Source organism: Plantactinospora sonchi (assembly GCF_036422035.1).
GTDB classification, from domain to species: Bacteria; Actinomycetota; Actinomycetes; order Mycobacteriales; family Micromonosporaceae; genus Plantactinospora; species Plantactinospora sonchi.
The window spans coordinates 406,603-424,573 of record NZ_JAZGQK010000003.1; the positions used below are offsets into that span (position 1 = coordinate 406,603).

Consider the following 17,971-nt stretch of genomic DNA (forward strand, 5'->3'; position numbering starts at 1 on the left):
CTGAGAGTACGACTCATCCAGTGCCCGGCTCGCATCGATGTCTATCAAAGAGCTGGCCGACTCCGCCATCGGTCGGCCGGTTGTCCGTGATCGGACAGGCGTACTAACTGTGGTCAAGCGCTAACGGAGAGTAACGTCGATTCCGGAGGTGCCGCCGTCCACACCGGCCGGGGAGCCGCCCGCTCGCCACCAGCCTCCGTCCACTCCCTCCGGGCCGTTCTCCCGGCCCGAACAGGCAAGGAGCCACCATGTCCGAAACCAGCGACGCCGCCAAGGCCGCCCAGTCCGTCGAGGCCGAGTACGCGTCCGCCGAACAGCCCCCCGCCCTCGACACCGACGCCGAGGACGTCGGTCTGATGGCCGTACCGGCCACCGCCGCCGGACTGCCGGCGACCGCCCAGGGCCACTTCGCGGTGGTCAACGCGAACGGGACCCTGGCCCGGGGTTTCGGGGTGGTCTCCAGCAGCCGGCTGGCCCTCGGCCAGTACCAGGTGATTTTCATTCAGCCGGTCACCCGCTCGGCCTACACCGCCACCATCGGGCTGACCGGGAGCGTCGGCGCGTCCCCGCCGGGTGAGATCGCCGTGGTCGGTCGGGCCGGCAACGCCAACGGGGTCTTCGTACAGACCTGGAACAGCGCCGGCGCCCCCGCCGACCGCGCCTTCCACCTGCACGTCTCGTCCTGACCCTGGTCGACCGCCGTCCGGCGGGAGGCTCGCTCCGACGTCGGGCCGGCACACCACCGCCTCCGGCGTCCCACCCCGGCCGGGCGGCGGCACGCCCGGCCCCCGGTCCCCGCGGTACGGCCCGGTACCGCGGGGACCGGCGGGTGTGGCTCTGGTTGCCGGGGCGCGTGAAGCGTGCGTTGCCGGGTGCGCGAAGCGTCGCGTTCACGAGCGCGCGGCGCCGCCCATCGAAAGGCGTCGCCGCGCTCCGGCCGTCTCCCGTCCGCGCAGCCACTGCGGCGGTACGCCAGCGGGGACCTGGCCCGCCGGTCCGGCCTGGGGACCGTTCCGGCTAGGTGTGGGGTTTCCCACCGTCTGGAGAAGCAAACCTCCACCGGGCCGGGACCTGATAGAAGCCGCCGTCGCGGCACCTCGCGCGTACCGCTGGCCCCGTCCGGAACTTCACTCCCAGCGGCCCGCGTTATCCGCTCCAGCACGGGGTAAGAAACCGGAATGGAGCACTTCACGATCGCCACCGTCGCCGAGGAGAGCCCGGACTTCCGGCGGGTGCTGTGGACCGGCAAGCACACCCAGTTGGTCATCATGACGATCCCGCCGGACGGAGAGATCGGCGAGGAGGTCCACGAGGAGATCGACCAGATCCTCACCTTCGTCAGCGGTACCGGAGAGGCGCGGGTCGCCGGTGAACGACGGAAGGTGACCCAGGGCGATCTGGTTGTCGTGCCGGCCGGTACCCGGCACAACTTCGTCAACACCGGCCCGAACCCGCTGGTGCTCTACACCATCTACGGCCCGCCGGAGCACGCCGACCAGGCGGTGCACCACACCAAGGAGCAGGCCGAGGCGCTCGAGGAGGCCGGCGAGGACGAGCCGCCGAGCAGCTGAGGCGCCCCGCGACACGGCGTCCGGCGACACAGCGGCGGTGTCACGGCGTCCGGCGACACAGCGGCGGTGTCACGGCGCCCGGCGTCACGGGGCCCGGCGCCGGCGTGGCAACCCGGCCGGCCCCGGCATCTGACCTGGGCCGGCTGAGTGCCGGCTGAGCGGGTATCCGCACCCGGTGACCGACGACCCGATCGCGGACTACGCCTTCCTCGCCGACTGCCGGTCCGGCGCGCTGGTCAGCCGGGCCGGTTCGGTCGACTGGTGGTGCCCGGACCGGTTCGACGCGTCGTCGGTCTTCGGCCGGCTGCTCGACCCCGACGCCGGCCACTGGCTGATCACCGCGGTGGCGTACGGCACTCCCACCACGGGCGCCGAGGCCGACGCGGAGGTCCAGGTCGACCGGGCGTACCTGCCGGGAACGCTGGTGCTGCGTACCGAGCACCGGACCGGGACCGGACGGGTCGAGGTGACCGAGGCACTCGCCGTCGAACCGGGCGCCCGGGGACACCGGATCGGCCTGAGGTCCCCGGCCGTACTGCTGCGCGTCGTGCGTGGGCTCTCCGGCACCGTACGGATGCGCGTGGAGTTCGCGCCCCGCCCCGAGTACGGGCTCGTCACGCCGTACCTGCACGAGGAGCCGGGCCGGCTCGTCGCCGCCGGCGGCTCGGCGACGGTGACCCTGCGCGGCGACGTGCCGCTGACCCCGCTCGGCGACGGTACGGCGGCGGCCGAGTTCACCGTCTCCGCCGGCCAGGTGGTGGGCTTCGACTGCGCCTACGCGCGCGGCCACGGCCCGACCGGTCCGGCCGAACTGGACCGCGTCGACGCGGTTGACAACGCCGTCGCGGCGTGGCGCTCATTCGAGGAGATCCACCGCTACCAGGGGCGGTATCCGGAGCTGGTCCAGCACAGCGCGCTGGTGCTGCAGGGCCTCACCTACCAGCGGAGCGGCGCGGTGGTCGCCGCCCTCACCACCTCGCTGCCCGAACAGCTCGGCGGGACCCGCAACTACGACTACCGGTTCGCCTGGCTGCGCGACTTCTCCTACACGCTGCACGCCCTCTGGGTCGGCGCCTGCCCGGACGAGACCGACCGGCTCTTCGGCTGGGCGGCCCGCTCCACCGGTCGGGTCGGCGAAGGGCCGGTGCCGATCATGTACGGCGTCGAGGGCGAACGGGTACTGGGCGAGCAACGCCTGGAGCACCTGCGCGGGTACCGGGGCAGCCGGCCGGTCCGGATCGGCAACGACGCCTGGCGGCAGCACCAGCTCGACGTACTCGGCGAGATGCTGCTCGCCGTACACCGGCTTCGGCACGAGCTGGGCGAACTCGACGACGAACTGCGACTGATGCTGTGCGGGATCGCCGACAAGGCCGCCGAGACCTGGCGGGAGCCGGACGCCGGCATGTGGGAGGTACGCGGCGAGGTCCGGCACTACGTCTCGTCGAAGGTGTTGTGCTGGGCCGCCCTGGACCGGGCCGTCCTGCTCGCCCCGATGCTCGGTGAACCGGCCGACGCCGGACGTTGGGCGGCGGCCCGGGACGAGATCCGGGCGACGGTGCTGGACCGGTGCTGGCATCCCGCGGTCGCCGCCTACACCGGGATCCTCGACTCGGCCGAGCTGGACGCCTCGGTACTGCTGATGCCGCTGGTCGGGTTCCTGCCCGCCACCGACCCACGGATGCGCGCCACCATCGAGGCGGTGCACGACCGGCTCGGCGACAACGGGCTGGTACGACGTTGGTCCGGCGACCCGGCCGGTTTCCTGCTCTGCTCGTTCTGGCTGGTCGAGTGCCTGGTCCTGGCCGGTGAGTGGGACCGGGCCACCGAGCTGTTCGAACGGACCGCCGCCCGGGCCAACGACGTGGGACTCTTCGCCGAACAGGTCGACCCGGCCACCGGCGCCCTGCTCGGCAACCTGCCGCAGGCGCTGTCCCACATCGGGCTGATCAACGCGGCCTGGCGGCTGACCGCGCCGGACGACCCGGACCCCGACCCGGACGCGCACCAGGACTGACGGCGGTTTCGTGCCCCCCGTCGGTCACCGAGGCGCGCGGCGTGCGGATGCCGTCACCACGGCACAGTGCTGCCCGTGCCGTGGGGTCAGCCGGGATCGTCCGGCGCGGCGAGCAGGTCGAGGGTGAGGGCGGCGGTCCAACTGAACGCCGGGGAGCCGATCCCCGCGCCGCTGTCCGGGTGGAAGTACTCGTAGTAGCCGGAGTCGCGCACCAGGTCGAGCAGGGCGGTACGCAGCGTGCCGGCCAGGGTCTCCTGCCGATGCGTACGCAGGCCGCGCCAGAGCAGCCAGTTGATGTTGAACCAGACCGGTCCACGCCAGTACCGGTACGGGTCGAAGTCGGTGGCCGTGCGGTCGTAGCTGGGCACCGGCATCCGCGCCGAGACCCCGAACCGGGGCGACGTGATCGCCGCCACCAGGCCTGACACCTGCGGCTCGGGCAGGTCGGGCAGGACCAGCGGCAGCAGACCGTTGACACAGCGGGCCGGACTGCGCCGCCCGGTCCGCAGATCGCGGACGTGGAACATGCCGGTCTCCGGGTCGAAGAGCCGGTCGACCAGTGCCCGGGTGATCCCGGCCGCGCGGGCCAGGTGTGCCGCCGGGTCGGCGCCGACCACCTCGGCGATCCGGGCCAGCGCCAGCTCGGCGGCGCCGCGCAGCGCGTTGAAGCCCGGGCACTCGACCAGGAACGGATGCCGACCGGCCAGGTCCGCGTCCCGGTAGCCCCGGTCCCGGTACGACAGGGCGATCGCCAGGTACCGGGCGTAGTCCTCGTCGGTGGGGCGGTGGTCCGAGGCGACCACCAGGGTGTCGCGCCGGGAGTACCGGTGCAGCACGGCGAGGTCGACCGGCACGTTGGCCAGTGCCTCGTCCCACGCCGGGCTGTTGTCCAGGCCCGACTCCCACGGGTGCACGATCGCGCTGAGCCCGGCGCCGCCGACGTCGCGGGCGGTGGCCAGGTACTCCTGCTGCGCCACCAGGCGGGGATAGAGCCAGCGCAACTCGGCGACGGCGGCCTCACCGGGCGCCCGCTGACAGATCAGCCAGGCGCCCAGGGCGTGCACCGGCGGCTGGACGATCCCGGTGCTCCGCCGGGCCGGCACGCCGTCCGCCCCGGTCGGCGGGGCACCGGGGTACGGCGTCGTGCCGCCCCCGCCCCAGAAGGTCGGCCCCGGGAAGTAGTCCCGCTCGGTCACGTCCGGGTCGAAGACGATGTGCGGCACCCGCCCGTCCGGCCACTGCGCCTCGAAGAGGCTGCGCAGGTCACGCCAGGCCCGGTCGGGCGCGACGTGCGCCAGGCCGACGCTGATGAAACCGGCGTCCCAGCTCCACTGGTGTGGATAGAGCGTCCGGGACGGCACGGTGTAGGTGCCGGTCCAGTTGGCGCCGAGCACCGCGGCCGCGCCGCGCCACAACGCCTCGTCGATGTCGCCGGGCGGCGGAGGCGTACCGGTGGGACCGGTCGGTCCGTCCGCTCGGGCGTGCTTCGCCAGGTGGAACATAACCACTCAACGCCGGTGTCCCGCGCGCCGTCGTTGTCAGATTTCCGCCGCTGCCCGCCGGTCCCCGGTGGGCGCAGGCCAGCTCACGCGTCGACCACCGGCAGGCTGTCCACGTCCACGGTCTCCGGATACTTCAGGCCGGCGCCGGTGTTGAGCACGACCACCCGCTCGTCCGGCCGGATCCAGCCACCGGCCCGCAGCCGGCGGGCCGCGGTCAGGCAGGCCGCCCCCTCCGGGCAGAGCAGCAGCCCCTCCCGGGCGCCGAACTCGTGCAGGTCGGCGAGGATCGCCTCGTCGTCCACGGCGATCGCGGTACCCGCGGTGTCGCGCAGCGCGGTGAGCATCAGTTCGTCGCCGAGCGGCGCCGGTACGTTGATCCCGAAGGCGACGGTCCAGGCGTCGGCCCACGGCTCGGCGCGGGTCGCACCGGCGCCGAACGCGCGCACGATCGGGGCGCAGCCGGTCGACTGCACGGCGACCAGTCGGGGCAGGGTGTCGCCGATCCAGCCCAGTTCCCGCATCTCCTGCAGCGCCTTGTGGATGCCGATCAGGCCGACGCCGCCGCCGGTGGGATAGAGGATGACGTCCGGCACCCGCCAGCCGAGCTGCTCGACGATCTCGTAGCCCATCGTCTTCTTCCCCTCCAGCCGGTACGGCTCCTTGAGGGTGCTCGCGTCGAAGATCTCCCCGCCCGGCGAGCCACCGGACGCGGCGATCAGCTTGCCGACGTACCGGCCGGCGTCGCTGATCAGCCCGTCGATCAGGTGCAGTTCCGCGTTCGCGGCGACGCACTCCCGGCGGGTGATGGTCGGGGCACCGAGCGGCATCGCGACGGTCGCCCGGAGCCCGGCCCGGGCCGCGTACGTCGCCCAGGCCGCCCCGGCGTTGCCGTTGGTCGGCATCGCGACGTGTGTGATGCCCAGCTCGGCGGCCCGGGAGACGCCCACCGCCGCGCCCCGGGCCTTGAACGAACCGGTCGGCACCAGCCCCTCGTCCTTGACCAGCAGGTTCGGCAGTCCGATCGACTCGCCGTAGCGCGGTGCCGGCAGCAGCGGGGTCCAACCCTCGCCGAGGGTCGTCACGTACCGGTCGTCGGCGACCGGCAGCAGTTCGCGGTACCGCCACAGGTCCGCGGAACGCCGGGTGAACTCCTCCGGACGCACCGCCTGCCCGACCTTGGCCAGGTCGTAGCGGGCCAGCAGCGGGGAGCCGCAGGTACAGAGATTCTGCGGACGGTCGGCGTCGTGGGTGTCGCCGCAGCGCGGGCATTCCAGGTGGGTGAGGTACACCGGCTGGCCTCCAGTACGTCGGGTCCTCCCATGATCCCCGGCACGGTCGCCGACCCGGGTGGTACCCCGTGCGGGCTGGATCACTCTTTTGCCGCCCGGTCGTCCGTTGCTTCCCGCCCGGTCATCCGCGTCGGGTACCGTCCCGGCACCCGTCGGCGACGACTATCGTCCCCGCACCTGTCGGCGACGACGGGAAACGCATGGTTCCGGTCGACCCGGGTAGGACGCAGAGATGAGCGCAGCCACCGACCAACCCAGCGCCGAACTCCCCGGTGGCCTCCGGATGCCACTGCTCGGCTTCGGCACCTGGCAGATCACCGGCGGTCAGGCGTACGACGCCGTCCGGGAGGCCCTCGACGTCGGCTACCGGCATCTCGACACCGCCACCATGTACGGCAACGAGGCCGAGGTCGGCCGGGCGATCCGGGACAGCGGGGTGCCGCGGGAGGACATCTTCGTCACCACCAAACTGCCCCCGGCCCAGGCCGGACGGGAACGGCAGACGATCGCGGCCAGCCTCGCCGCGCTCGACCTCGACCAGATCGACCTGTGGCTGGTGCACTGGCCGCCCTCCTCCGACCGGCAGAGCGTGGCCACCTGGCGGGAGTTCCGCGCCATCCGGGACGAGGGGCTGACCCGGACCATCGGGGTGAGCAACTACGACACCGCCGACATCGACGCGCTGATCGAGGCGACCGGAGAGGCGCCGGCGGTCAACCAGATCCGCTGGGGTCCGGCGCTGTACGACGCGCAGGTGGTGGCCGAGCACCGGGACCGTGGTGTGGTGCTGGAGGGCTACAGCCCGTTCAAGACCACCGACCTGCGCGATCCGGTGCTGGCCGGGATCGCCCGGGCGCACGGGGCCACCCCGACCCAGGTGGTGCTGCGCTGGCATCTCGACCACGGCATCGTGGCCATTCCGAAGTCGGCGACCCCGGCCCGGATCCGGGAGAACTTCGACGTCTTCGGCTTCTCGCTGAGCGAGAGCGAGTTGCGCCAACTCGACGCGATGGCCGGCTGACCCGCGCGGATCGGCCGTCGACCGGACGTCGGTTGCCCGGGAGCCGGGCGCCGGCTCTGCCAAGATCAGTGCCGCCGACTACCCTTACCCGATCCGCTGCCCCGGTTGACGTGCGGCATCGTCGCCGCTTCCGCCCGGGGTCCGCGGCATCCGGACGGGGTGGGGCGAGGGGGAAGCACGATGGGGGACCAGTTCTTCGGTGGGTACGCCGGGCAGCCCGGCCGGGGTGACGGCGGGCCGGAACCCGACTTCGTCACCTGGCTGGTCTACCTCGACTCTGGCGACGATCCGGCCAGGCTCGCCGCGCTGGCCCACTGGTGGTACGACGAGGCGTGCCGGACCCTGCTGCCGTACGTCCACCCGGCCGGCGCCCCCGCCCCGGCGACCTCGCTGACCGCGTTCGAGCAGGACGCGACCGGGCGGGGCCGCCGCCGTCGACCGGCGCGCTGGGCGGACGGGCTGACCCCGGACTGCTGCCAACTGTCGGCCCGCTGGTTCGACGCCGCGCCGACCGCGATCGCCTCCGAAATGGACGTCTTCCTCGACCGGTTCGCCGGTTCACGACACGTCCGGCTGCAGATCTCCGTCGGCTTCGAGAACCGGCCGGGGCGACTGCCGCTGGTCGTACCGGCGCTGGTCGAACTCGCCCGGCGGGTCGGCGACGCCACGGACCCGACGTACGGCGAGATCGTGGTCAACGCCGGCATCCTCGCGCCGGCCACCATGCTGGACGCGGCACTGGGCCGGGACCCGGCGTCCTCGGCGGCGACGAGCCGGGCCCAGTTGCGTGGCTACGAGTGGGTCACCGTCTGCCCCCGGGAGCTGGCCGGCCAACTCGGCGGACCGGACCGGCTGCGTGCCTCGGGCGCCTTCGCCGAGGTGTATCCGCTGCGTCACGGTGGCGTACTGCTCCGCGCGACGGACGATCCGACCGACTACCGGGCCGACCGGGTGCGTACCGTCTTCCGGACGCTGGCCCCGGTGCTGCCGCCCGGACGTCCCGGGCAGTTGCCGACCGTGCCGCCGGTCGGTTCGGCCATGTTGTCGGCGGTGCCGGGAGTGCTGGCCGGCGACCCCGGCGCGCACGACCTGAGCCGGGTCGTCTTCGCCGACCCCCGGGACGACGCCCGGCTGCTCCCCGGTCAGCGCCTGGAACTCGGCCCCGGCGGCGCGCCGCGTACGCCGAGCGGTTCGACCCTCAACTAAACCCACCGGTGATCGAGGAGAGCCGGCTCCGGGCGTGTCTCGTGGACCGTTGGGGACTGTCGGATCCGACGGTCGAGGTGCACAACGGCGGAATGAACTCCGCCACCTGGTTCGTCGGTCAGGGCGGGCGCCGCTGGGTCGCCAAGGCCGTGCCGCCGGCGGGGGGTGCGGCGTTCACCGGAGGGCTGCGGGTCAGCGGCCGGGTCGAGGCGGCCGGGATCGCCGCCGGTGCACCGGTACCGGCCCGGGACGGCGACCTGGTCACCTGGGTCGACCAGGTCCCGCTCGCGTTGTTGACCTGGGTGCCGGGCGTGGAACTCGACGGACAGCGTCCGGAGCAGCAGCGGCTGATCGGCACCACCCTGGCCCGGGTGCACCGGGCCCTGCGGGATGCTGTGGTCGACGGTGCCGAGACGTTCCACTGGGTCGTACCGGGGGCGGACCACCTGACGGTCCGCCCGTGGGTCCGGGACGCGGTCACGGCCGGCGTCGCGGCGTACGACAACCTCGGTCCCGGGTCGCTGTCCTGGGGACTGCTGCACACCGACCCGGCACCGGAGGCGTTCCGGTTGGACCGTACGACCGGCGCCTGCGGCCTGATCGACTGGAGCGTCGCGATGCGGGGACCGCTCCTGTACGACCTCGCGTCCGCGGCGATGTACGTCGGCGGCCCGGAGTACGCGGGCGAACTGGTCGGGGCGTACCTGGCGGGCGGGGTGTTGTCCCGGACGGAGGTCGATCGCGGTCTGCTGCCGATGCTGCGGTTCCGGTGGGCCGTCCAGGCGGACTACTTCGCCCGCCGGATCAGCGTCGGTGACCTGACCGGGATCGGCAGCGCGGCCGACAACGAGGCCGGTTTGGCGGACGCCCGACACTGGCTCGGCCGACTGTGCGGCCGGATCTGGTGAGGACAGCGCGGAGTGCCGGTGCGGGAGTTCGGTCCACCGGGTCGTGATCCGGTGAACGGTGGCCGACCCTGACCGGCCGCCGTTCACCGGATCCCCCGGAACTGGTGGCGGACGCCCGGCTCCGGCCGTTGGCGGGCCGGAGCCGGGCGGTGCACCGGTCGTCCACGGGGCGAACCGGCTGACACGCCGACCGTCGCGGTGTCAGACCCGGGTGCCGCCCCGGTGGTCGTAGGTCAGGCCCGGGTGCAGGCGGATCCGTTGAGGGTGAACGCGGTGGGCGAGGAGTAGCTGCCGCTCATGGTGCCCTGGTAACCGAACGAGGCGGTCCCGCCGGGTGCGATCGCGCCGTTGTGACCGACGTTGCGGGCGGTCACCGCCGATCCGCTCTGCGTCACCGTGGCGTTCCAGGCGTTCGACACCTGCTGCCCGGACGGCAGGGTGTAGTTCAGCGTCCAGCCGTTGATCGCGCTCGAGCCGGTGTTGGTGATGGTCACCGAGGCGGTGAAGCCGTTGTTCCAGGAGTTCGCCGTGTACGCGACCCGGCAGCCGGCGCCGCCCGGCGGGTTGGTCGGCGGGTTCGTCGGCGGGTTGGTCGGACCCGGGTTCCCGCCGCCGTTGACCGAGGCGGAGAAGGAGTTCACACCGAGCCCGGCGCCGCCGATCCACGGCTCGAAGCCGGCCTGGATGCTGGTCAGGTACCAGGAGTTGGTGATCGCGCCCCGGTTGCGGGTGTCGTTGATGAAGTCCAGGACGCTGAAGTTCCAGCTGGTGATCGGGGACGGCGCGACGTACGAGATGACGTTGTTGGAGCCGTTGCTGCCCCGCCACACGTCCCAGGTCCGGCCGGCCACGGTGGCGGTACCGACCGAGGAGCCGATCGGCTGGATCGAGCCCTGCCGGTTGAACCAGATCATGATCTCCATCTGGTTGACCCCGTCCCGCTTCGGCGTCGGGTCCAGCCAGATGTCGTACGAGGCGTTGTAGGTGGCGCCGCTGACGTAGTTGTAGCTGATGCTGCTGCTGGCGCTGCTGATCTGGCTCACCTGCATCGGCAGGTTGGTGCCGGGGGAGCAGTTGGTGTAGTGGCAGCCGAGGAAGACCGACGGGTACGACACGGGTGCGCCGCTGGTGCTGCCCTGGCCGTCCTGCCGGGTGATGGAGAACCCGTTGTCGGTGACGTTGATGCACTGCTGTGCGGTGGTGCCCCAGCGGTTGTTCTGGACCACGTAACGGCCCTGGATGGTCGTGGAGCCGTACTGGTCGCAGATCTGCACGTCGGCCTGGGCGGGTCCGGCGGAGCTGAACACGGCGATCGTGCCGGCGGCGAGCAGGCCGGCGAGCGCCGCGAGGAGGGGGACGGGGCGTCTCATGATGCTCCTTGACGTGGTGGGTGTCCGTGGAGGTGCGGGTGCCGCGGGGTGGTGGGCGTGCGGCGGCCATGCGTGGGGAGCGCTCCCATGGCAGTTGGTGACACATTTACATGCTTCAAAATGGAAAGCAACCGGAGGCTTCCGCGCCTGGCCCGCCGGGCCGGTGGCGGAGCCGGGCGAACCGTTCAGCAGGCTGAACGGCGTACCGCTTCTGCGGGCCGGTCTGTGTGGCCGGTGACCTCGGCTCGGACGCCTGCTCCGGCGTGGGCCGGCCCGCGCGGCGGCCGCCCGGGTCAGGCGCCGGCGAGCAGGGTGCGGGCGGCCCGGACCTGGCCCACCGCGGCGCGCAACGCCGCGACGATCCGCTGCTCGCTCTCCGGGCCGAGCCGGCTGCTCGGTACGGAGAGGCTGATCGCGTCCACCGCCGGCGAGTGCAGCGGCACCGCCATCGCGAAACAGACGATGCCCTCGGTGTTCTCCTCGCGGTCCACCGCGTAGCCCCGGTCCCGCACGGCCGCCAGCTCGGCGTGCAGCTGGGCGGGGTCGGTGACGGTGTGCCGGGTCAGCGCGGGCAGTGGCCAGCTCAGCAGCCGGTCGACCGCCTCGTCGGGCCGTTCGGCGAGCAGCACCTTGCCGAGCGCGGTGGCGTGCGCGGGCAGGTGCCGGCCGATCGCGCTGTACAGCCGGAGTGGATGCACCGACTCCCGTTTCGCCAGGTAGACCACGTGTGGCCCGTCGAGCCGTCCGAGGTGCACGGTCTCGCCGAACTGGCTGGCCAGGCCGTCCAGGACGGCGGCCAGCAGGCCGGTCGCGTCGTCCGCCTCCAGGTACGCGGCACCGACCTGGAGGGCCCGTACGCCGAGTCCGAACCGGGTGCCGGTGGCGTCCGCCTCCACCCAGCCGCGCTGGATCATCGTGCGCAGGATGCCGTGCAGGCTGCTCTTCGGGATGTCCAGGGCGCGGGCCAGCTCGACCAGCGAACGTCGTTGCGGGGAACCGGCCAGCGCCTCCAGCACGTCGAGGGTCCGGCCCGCCGACTTCACCGGCTGGAACGCCTCGGCCGGGCCGGCCGGTGTGCCGGCCGCCCCGGCGTCCCTGGTCGTCCCCGTCGTCATGCGGCCACTCTAGTCGGCTTGACAGCCGGGGGGACGACAGTAGGGTCACGTACGTGACCAGTGTTCAAGATGATGAACAGACCAAGAGTGTTCCGGAGACCATCGCCGCGACCCGGATCCTTCCCGTCGTGGTGCTGGAGAACGCTTCCGCCGCACCGGATCTGGCCGCCGCGCTCACCGCGGGCGGCCTGCGGGCCATCGAGGTGACGTTCCGGACGGCCGCCGCCGCCGAGGCGATCCGGCTGATGGCCGAGCGGCCCGACCTCCTCGTCGGCGCCGGCACCGTGCTGACCCCCGCCCAGGTCGACCAGGCCGCCGACGCCGGCGCGAAGTTCGTGGTCAGCCCCGGCTTCTCCCCGGCCGTCGTCCGGCACTGCCAGGAACGGGGACTGCCGGTCTTCCCGGGCGCCGCGACCGCGACCGAGATCCAGATGGCCCTCGACGCCGGCCTGGAGACGGTCAAGTTCTTCCCGGCCGAGCAGCTCGGCGGAGTCGGGATGATCAAGGCCCTCGCCGCGCCCTTCCGGTCGGTCCGGTTCATCCCCACCGGCGGGGTCAACACCGGCAACCTCGCCGATTACCTGGGCGTACCCGCTGTGCTGGCGGTCGGTGGCACCTGGATGGTCGCCCCCGCCCTGCTCGCTGCCGGCCAGTGGGACGAGGTCACCCGGCTCACCGCGGCCGCCGTCGCTGCCGCCCGTCCCGCCTGACCGTCCCGCCTGACCGTTCCGCCGCCCGGCCCGCCGGTCCGGGCCGGTCCGTGACCGCGCCCGCCGGTCCGTCCACCGTCTGACCGTCCCGTCCGCCACCCACCAGTTGAGAGGCATCAGCATGCTGACCCTGCGTCCCGTCGAGGACTGCCGCTACGACCTGGTCTCGCTCGGCGAGGTCATGCTCCGACTCGACCCGGGTGAGGGACGGGTCCGCACCGCCCGGACCTTCCAGGCATGGGAGGGCGGCGGTGAGTACAACGTCGCCCGTGGGCTGCGGCGCTGCTTCGGCATGCGTACCGCGCTGGTCACCGCGTTCGCGGACAACGAGGTGGGACGGCTGCTGGAGGACCTGATCCTCACCGGCGGGGTGGACACCACGTTCGTGAAGTGGCTGCCGTACGACGGAATCGGGCGCAGCGTCCGCAACGGGCTCAACTTCACCGAGCGGGGGTTCGGGGTACGCGGCGCGGTCGGCACCTCCGACCGGGGCCACACCGCCGCCAGCCAGCTCCGCCCCGACGACGTCGACTGGGACCACCTCTTCGGCACCCTCGGTGTGCGGTGGCTGCACACCGGCGGCATCTACGCCGCACTCTCCGAGACCACGCCGGAGACGATCGAGGCCGCGATGTCGGCGGCGCGCCGGCACGGGACCATCATCTCGTACGACCTGAACTACCGACCCAGCCTCTGGAAGGCGGTCGGCGGGCAGGCCCGGGCCCAGGAGGTCAACCGGCGGCTCGCCCGGTACGTCGACGTCATGATCGGCAACGAGGAGGACTTCACCGCGTCGCTCGGCTTCGAGGTGCCGGACACCGACGAGTCCCTCGCCGAACTGGAGGTCGCCAACTTCCAGCGGATGATCGAGGCGGTCACCAAGGAGTACGACAACTTCAGGGTGGTGGCGACGACGTTGCGTACCGTGCGCAGCGCGACCGTCAACGACTGGGGTGCCATCGCCTGGTCCGCGCCGAGCGGCTTCGTGCAGGCGACCCACCGGGCCGGCCTGGAGATCCTCGACCGGGTCGGCGGTGGCGACAGCTTCGCCTCCGGGCTCATCTACCAACTGCTCGCCGGCGGCGACCTGGCCACCGCCGTGGAGTACGGCGCGGCCCACGGGGCACTGGCCATGACCACCCCGGGGGACACCTCGATGGCGAACCTGAAGGAGGTCGAGGCACTCGTCCGAGGGGCGGGCGCCCGCGTCCAGCGGTGAATCGGGCCTGACCGGGCGGTCGGTCCGGGACCCGCTGGCCGGCGGTTGCCGTGATCCGGCGGTGAACTGGTGCGGGACCGTTTGGATCTACCGCAGGGGGGATCGCTCGGAGTAGTGTCTTGCCTTCAACGCGTGCCGTTCCTTCCGGAGGCGTCCCCATATGGCCGGATCCCCCCTGCGAATCCTCGTCGTCGGCGCGGGCATCGCAGGTCTCGCGGTAACCCGCGCCCTCCGGCTCGCGGGGTTCCGGCCCGAGGTCACCGAGCGACTTCCCGGCGCCCGGCCCGTCGAAGGCGGCATCTACCTGCCGGGCAACGTGGAACGGGCGCTGCGGGAGATCGATCTGGACGGTCCGGTACGCCCACTCGGCGAGGTGATCCGCCGGCAGCGGTTCCTCGACGCGCGGGGCGGGCCGCTCTGCGAGGTCGACCTCACGAAACTCTGGGCCGGGATCGGCGAGTGCCGGGCCCTGCCCCGCGCCGACCTGCACCGGGTACTGCTCTCCGGAGCCGGTGGGGAGGTGCGGTACGGCACCGAGGTGCGTGCGGTGGATCTCGGCACCGACGTCGTGACGGTCACCTTCGACGACGGTCGACAGGCCGAGTACGACCTGGTGATCGGGGCCGACGGTCGACAGTCGGCGGTACGCGCGCTGGCCGCGCTCGGCGGTCCGGCCCGCCCGGCCGGGCAGGTCGTCTACCACGGCGTCGTGACCGGGGTGCCGTCGGTCGACGAGTGGACCGGGCTGCTCGGGGAACGGGCCGCGTTCGTCGTGGTGCCGATGGGAGCCGGTCGACTGCGCTGCTATGCCGACGAGGCCGGCACCGAGGTTCCGGCCGACCCGCTGGCCCGGATCCGTGAGGTCTTCGGCGGGTACGGCGGACCGGTGCCGGCCGTCCTGGAGGCGCTGGAGCAGGTGCAGGTCAGCCGTACCGACGAGGTGGAACTGGGCCGCTGGTCACGGGGACGGGTGGTGCTGGTCGGCGACGCCGCGCACGCCACCGCCCCGACCCTGTCCCAGGGTGCCGCGATGGCGATCGAGGACGCCCTGGTGCTGGCCCGGACGCTGGGCCGGTCGACGACGGTGCCCGAGGCGCTCGCCCGGTACGAGAGCCGCCGACGGCCCCGGATCAAATGGGTGCTGGACCGGACCCGGGACCGGGACCGCACCCGGGACGTGTCGCCGGCCCTGCGCGACCCGTTGCTGCGCGACCGCGGTGCACGGATCTTCCGGGACCACTACCGCCTGCTGGTCGACCCGGCCTGACCCGGGGACCCCCGCGACCCGGCCCGGACCGTCGGCCTGACCCGGGGACCCCCGCGACCCGGCCCGGACCGCCCGCTGGGCGGGTGCGGGAAGCGGTGGCGGGCAGGCCGCCGGACGAGGGATTCGGACGACGCGGGCGGGTCAAGTCGTACCCGACGCCGGACCCGCCGCTGCCGGGGACTATTCTGCCTGCGAGGTACGGCCCGCAGATCAACAGTGCGTGCCGAGTGGGACGAACGAGAACCGGAGGCCACTCGTGACCACCGTCGCACCTAAGCCGATCGTGACGCGGCCATGGCCGGTACACAAGCCGGTCAAGGGCTCGGCACTCGCCCGGCTACTGCGTACGACGGACGCGAAGCAGATCGGGATCATGTATATGGTCACCGCCTTCGCGTTCTTCATGATCGGTGGCCTGATGGCGCTGCTGATGCGCGCCGAGCTGGCTCAGCCGGGACTGCAGTTCCTGTCGGCGGAGCAGTACAACCAGCTCTTCACCATGCACGGCACGATCATGCTGCTCTTCTTCGCGACGCCGATCGTCTTCGCGTTCGCGAACTACATCGTGCCGATCCAGATCGGCGCGCCCGACGTGTCGTTCCCCCGGCTGAACAGCTTCGCCTACTGGCTGTACCTGTTCGGCGGGACGATGGCGCTGGGCGGGTTCCTGACCCCGCAGGGCGCGGCCGACTTCGGCTGGTTCGCGTACACGCCGCTGAGTGACATCGAGCACTCGCCCGGTGTCGGCGCGAACATGTGGATCGTGGGCCTGGCCATCTCGGGTCTGGGTACGATCCTCGGCGCGGTCAACATGATCACCACGGTGCTGACCCTGCGCGCGCCGGGCATGACCATGTTCCGAATGCCGATCTTCACCTGGAACATCCTGGTCACCAGCCTGCTGGTGATCATGGTCTTCCCGCTGCTGGCGGCGGCACTCTTCGCGCTGGCGGCGGACCGGATCCTCGGCGCGCACGTCTTCGCCCCGGAGACCGGCGGACCGATGCTGTGGCAGCACCTCTTCTGGTTCTTCGGCCACCCCGAGGTCTACATCGTCGCGCTGCCGTTCTTCGGCATCATCAGCGAGGTCATCCCGGTCTTCTCCCGCAAGCCGATCTTCGGGTACAAGGGACTGGTCGGCGCGACCATCGCCATCGCGGCGCTGTCGATGAGCGTGTGGGCGCACCACATGTTCGCCACCGGCCAGGTGCTGCTGCCGTTCTTCTCGTTCCTGAGCTTCCTGATCGCCGTGCCGACCGGTATGAAGTTCTTCAACTGGATCGGCACCATGTGGCGCGGGCAGATCAGCTTCGAGTCGCCGATGCTCTGGTCGGTCGGCTTCCTGGTCACCTTCCTCTTCGGTGGCCTGACCGGTGTGCTGCTGGCCAGCCCGCCGCTGGACTTCCACGTGTCGGACTCGTACTTCGTGGTGGCGCACTTCCACTACGTGCTCTTCGGCACCATCGTCTTCGCGGTCTACGCCGGCATCTACTTCTGGTTCCCGAAGATGTTCGGCCGGATGCTCGACGAGCGGCTCGGCAAGGTGCACTTCTGGCTGACCTTCGTCGGCTTCCACACCACGTTCCTGGTGCAGCACTGGCTCGGCAACGAGGGCATGCCCCGGCGGTACGCCGACTACCTGGCGAGTGACGGCTTCACCACGCTGAACATGATCTCCACGATCGGCTCGTTCATCACCGGTATCTCGACCCTGCCGTTCATCTACAACGTCTGGAAGTCGTACAAGACCGGCCCGGTTGTTGAGGTCGACGACCCGTGGGGTCACGGCAACTCGCTGGAGTGGGCGACCAGTTCGCCGCCCCCGCTGCGGAACTTCGACCGGATGCCGCGGATCCGCTCCGAGCGCCCGGCCTTCGACCTGAAGTTCCCCGAACTGGCCGCCGGCGGACAGTCCCTCGCCGGGCCGCCGGAGGGTGGCGCCAAGCCGCTGACCAGCGAGTCCGACGGTGGCGCCAGCTACCAGGAGGACACGGACACCAACGTCGACCAGCGGTAGCTGTCAGACCGATCGCGGCCGGTACCCGGACGGGTACCGGCCGCGAGGCTTTCCCGGTATGCCTGCTCCGGCGGTGTGCCCAGCCGAGGGCGTGACCCGGGTGTTCGCGCTGGCGGTCCCGGCGGCCCGTGAGGACGCCGGGACCGGCTCAGCGGACGGCGCACAGGTCGGCGAGGCGTTCCAGAGTGGCCGCCATCTGCGTCTGCCACCAGACGCGCCCGGTGGCCACCTCCGCCCGTTTCTCCTCCGGCATACGCGAACCGTCGAAGGTCTCGGTCACCACCGTCGCCCCGGCCCCGTCCGGGAGCAGGTCGAAGATCCATCGGTGGCCCCACACGGCCCCGGGCGCGGTGGCGTCCGGGTGCCCGCGACCCGGCTTCGGCTCCCAGCCGATACGGCTGCCCGACTCGTACTCGACAACGTGGTTGTTCATCTCGTAGTCGCCGTAACGCTCGTTGTGCATCCGCATCACGAAGACGTCTCCGACGCCCGAGACCACGGCGTCGAAGACGCCACCGCGCAACATTCCCGAGCCGTCGAGATCCGGATGCCGCCCCGGGTCGGCCAGGATTCGGAAGATCTCCTCCGCCGGGGCCTGGATGCGCCGGGACACCGTCACCACGGCCTCGTCCGTCGTACTCGTCAACCGCCCGCCTCCATCAACCGCGAAGCAATGAGCCTGACTCCGGCCCGGACGCTACCCCCCGGGGGTGCGACAGCGCCGGAGCGCACACGTACGTGCCGCGCCCCACCCGCACA

General features: G+C 72.1%; 15 protein-coding genes. 10 read left to right on the forward strand and 5 right to left on the reverse strand.

Annotated elements, in window-relative coordinates; genetic code table 11:
• The first annotated feature begins 248 nt into the window (after positions 1–248).
• The 3 genes from V1633_RS05240 (at position 249) to V1633_RS05250 (ending at position 3,588) form a co-directional block, all read left to right on the forward strand.
• Positions 249–686 (forward strand): hypothetical protein, encoded by a 438-nt coding sequence (locus tag V1633_RS05240; RefSeq protein WP_331213006.1) that lies wholly within the window; start codon positions 249–251, stop codon positions 684–686.
• A 492-nt stretch (positions 687–1,178) separates the two neighbouring features.
• A complete protein-coding gene (locus tag V1633_RS05245) occupies positions 1,179–1,571 on the forward strand; it encodes a cupin domain-containing protein (RefSeq protein ID WP_331213007.1) in 393 nt (130 codons plus the stop codon).
• A gap of 175 nt (positions 1,572–1,746) precedes the next feature.
• A complete protein-coding gene (locus V1633_RS05250) occupies positions 1,747–3,588 on the forward strand; it encodes a glycoside hydrolase family 15 protein (RefSeq protein ID WP_331213008.1) in 1,842 nt (613 codons plus the stop codon).
• Between the two features lie 86 nt (positions 3,589–3,674).
• On the opposite strand, the gene V1633_RS05255 is transcribed toward V1633_RS05250, so the two are convergent.
• Both V1633_RS05255 and V1633_RS05260 read right to left on the reverse strand, forming a co-directional pair.
• On the reverse strand, positions 3,675–5,090 hold the full coding sequence (locus V1633_RS05255; RefSeq protein WP_331213009.1) for an MGH1-like glycoside hydrolase domain-containing protein: 1,416 nt from the start codon (positions 5,088–5,090) through the stop codon (positions 3,675–3,677).
• 83 nt (positions 5,091–5,173) lie between these two features.
• On the reverse strand, positions 5,174–6,379 hold the full coding sequence (locus V1633_RS05260; RefSeq protein WP_331213010.1) for a threonine synthase: 1,206 nt from the start codon (positions 6,377–6,379) through the stop codon (positions 5,174–5,176).
• Positions 6,380–6,611: 232 nt separating this feature from the next.
• Here V1633_RS05260 and V1633_RS05265 point away from each other — a divergent pair, with 232 nt between their 5' ends.
• The 3 genes from V1633_RS05265 (at position 6,612) to V1633_RS05275 (ending at position 9,514) form a co-directional block, all read left to right on the forward strand.
• Entirely contained in the window at positions 6,612–7,400 is a 789-nt protein-coding gene (locus tag V1633_RS05265; protein ID WP_331213011.1) for an aldo/keto reductase, read from the forward strand.
• Positions 7,401–7,580: 180 nt separating this feature from the next.
• A complete protein-coding gene (locus tag V1633_RS05270; RefSeq protein ID WP_331213012.1) occupies positions 7,581–8,606 on the forward strand; it encodes a hypothetical protein in 1,026 nt (341 codons plus the stop codon).
• 8 nt (positions 8,607–8,614) lie between these two features.
• Positions 8,615–9,514 (forward strand): phosphotransferase enzyme family protein, encoded by a 900-nt coding sequence (locus tag V1633_RS05275; protein WP_331213013.1) that lies wholly within the window; start codon positions 8,615–8,617, stop codon positions 9,512–9,514.
• 233 nt (positions 9,515–9,747) lie between these two features.
• Here V1633_RS05275 and V1633_RS05280 read toward each other — a convergent pair whose 3' ends face one another.
• Together V1633_RS05280 and V1633_RS05285 are read right to left on the reverse strand one after the other, a co-directional pair.
• The gene (locus tag V1633_RS05280) at positions 9,748–10,884 is read right to left on the reverse strand and encodes a GH12 family glycosyl hydrolase domain-containing protein (RefSeq protein WP_331213014.1); all 1,137 of its coding nucleotides are present in this window, start codon (positions 10,882–10,884) and stop codon (positions 9,748–9,750) included.
• 293 nt (positions 10,885–11,177) lie between these two features.
• Entirely contained in the window at positions 11,178–11,999 is an 822-nt protein-coding gene (locus V1633_RS05285) for an IclR family transcriptional regulator (RefSeq protein ID WP_331213015.1), read from the reverse strand.
• Positions 12,000–12,052: 53 nt separating this feature from the next.
• Between V1633_RS05285 and eda the strand changes: the two genes are divergently transcribed.
• From eda to ctaD, 4 genes are all read left to right on the forward strand, one after another.
• The gene (eda, locus tag V1633_RS05290; protein WP_331213016.1) at positions 12,053–12,709 is read left to right on the forward strand and encodes a bifunctional 4-hydroxy-2-oxoglutarate aldolase/2-dehydro-3-deoxy-phosphogluconate aldolase; all 657 of its coding nucleotides are present in this window, start codon (positions 12,053–12,055) and stop codon (positions 12,707–12,709) included.
• Positions 12,710–12,830: 121 nt separating this feature from the next.
• Positions 12,831–13,928 carry a sugar kinase gene (locus V1633_RS05295; protein WP_331213017.1) on the forward strand — a complete coding sequence of 366 codons (1,098 nt, stop codon included), beginning with the start codon at positions 12,831–12,833 and terminating at the stop codon, positions 13,926–13,928.
• A gap of 160 nt (positions 13,929–14,088) precedes the next feature.
• A complete protein-coding gene (locus V1633_RS05300) occupies positions 14,089–15,195 on the forward strand; it encodes an FAD-dependent monooxygenase (RefSeq protein ID WP_331213018.1) in 1,107 nt (368 codons plus the stop codon).
• A 256-nt stretch (positions 15,196–15,451) separates the two neighbouring features.
• The gene (ctaD, locus tag V1633_RS05305) at positions 15,452–17,212 is read left to right on the forward strand and encodes an aa3-type cytochrome oxidase subunit I (RefSeq protein ID WP_331213019.1); all 1,761 of its coding nucleotides are present in this window, start codon (positions 15,452–15,454) and stop codon (positions 17,210–17,212) included.
• A gap of 148 nt (positions 17,213–17,360) precedes the next feature.
• Here the strand turns inward: ctaD and V1633_RS05310 are convergent, their stop codons facing one another.
• Positions 17,361–17,858: an SRPBCC family protein gene (locus tag V1633_RS05310; RefSeq protein WP_331213020.1), complete on the reverse strand. Its 498-nt coding sequence runs from the start codon at positions 17,856–17,858 to the stop codon at positions 17,361–17,363.
• Positions 17,859–17,971: the final 113 nt, after the last annotated feature.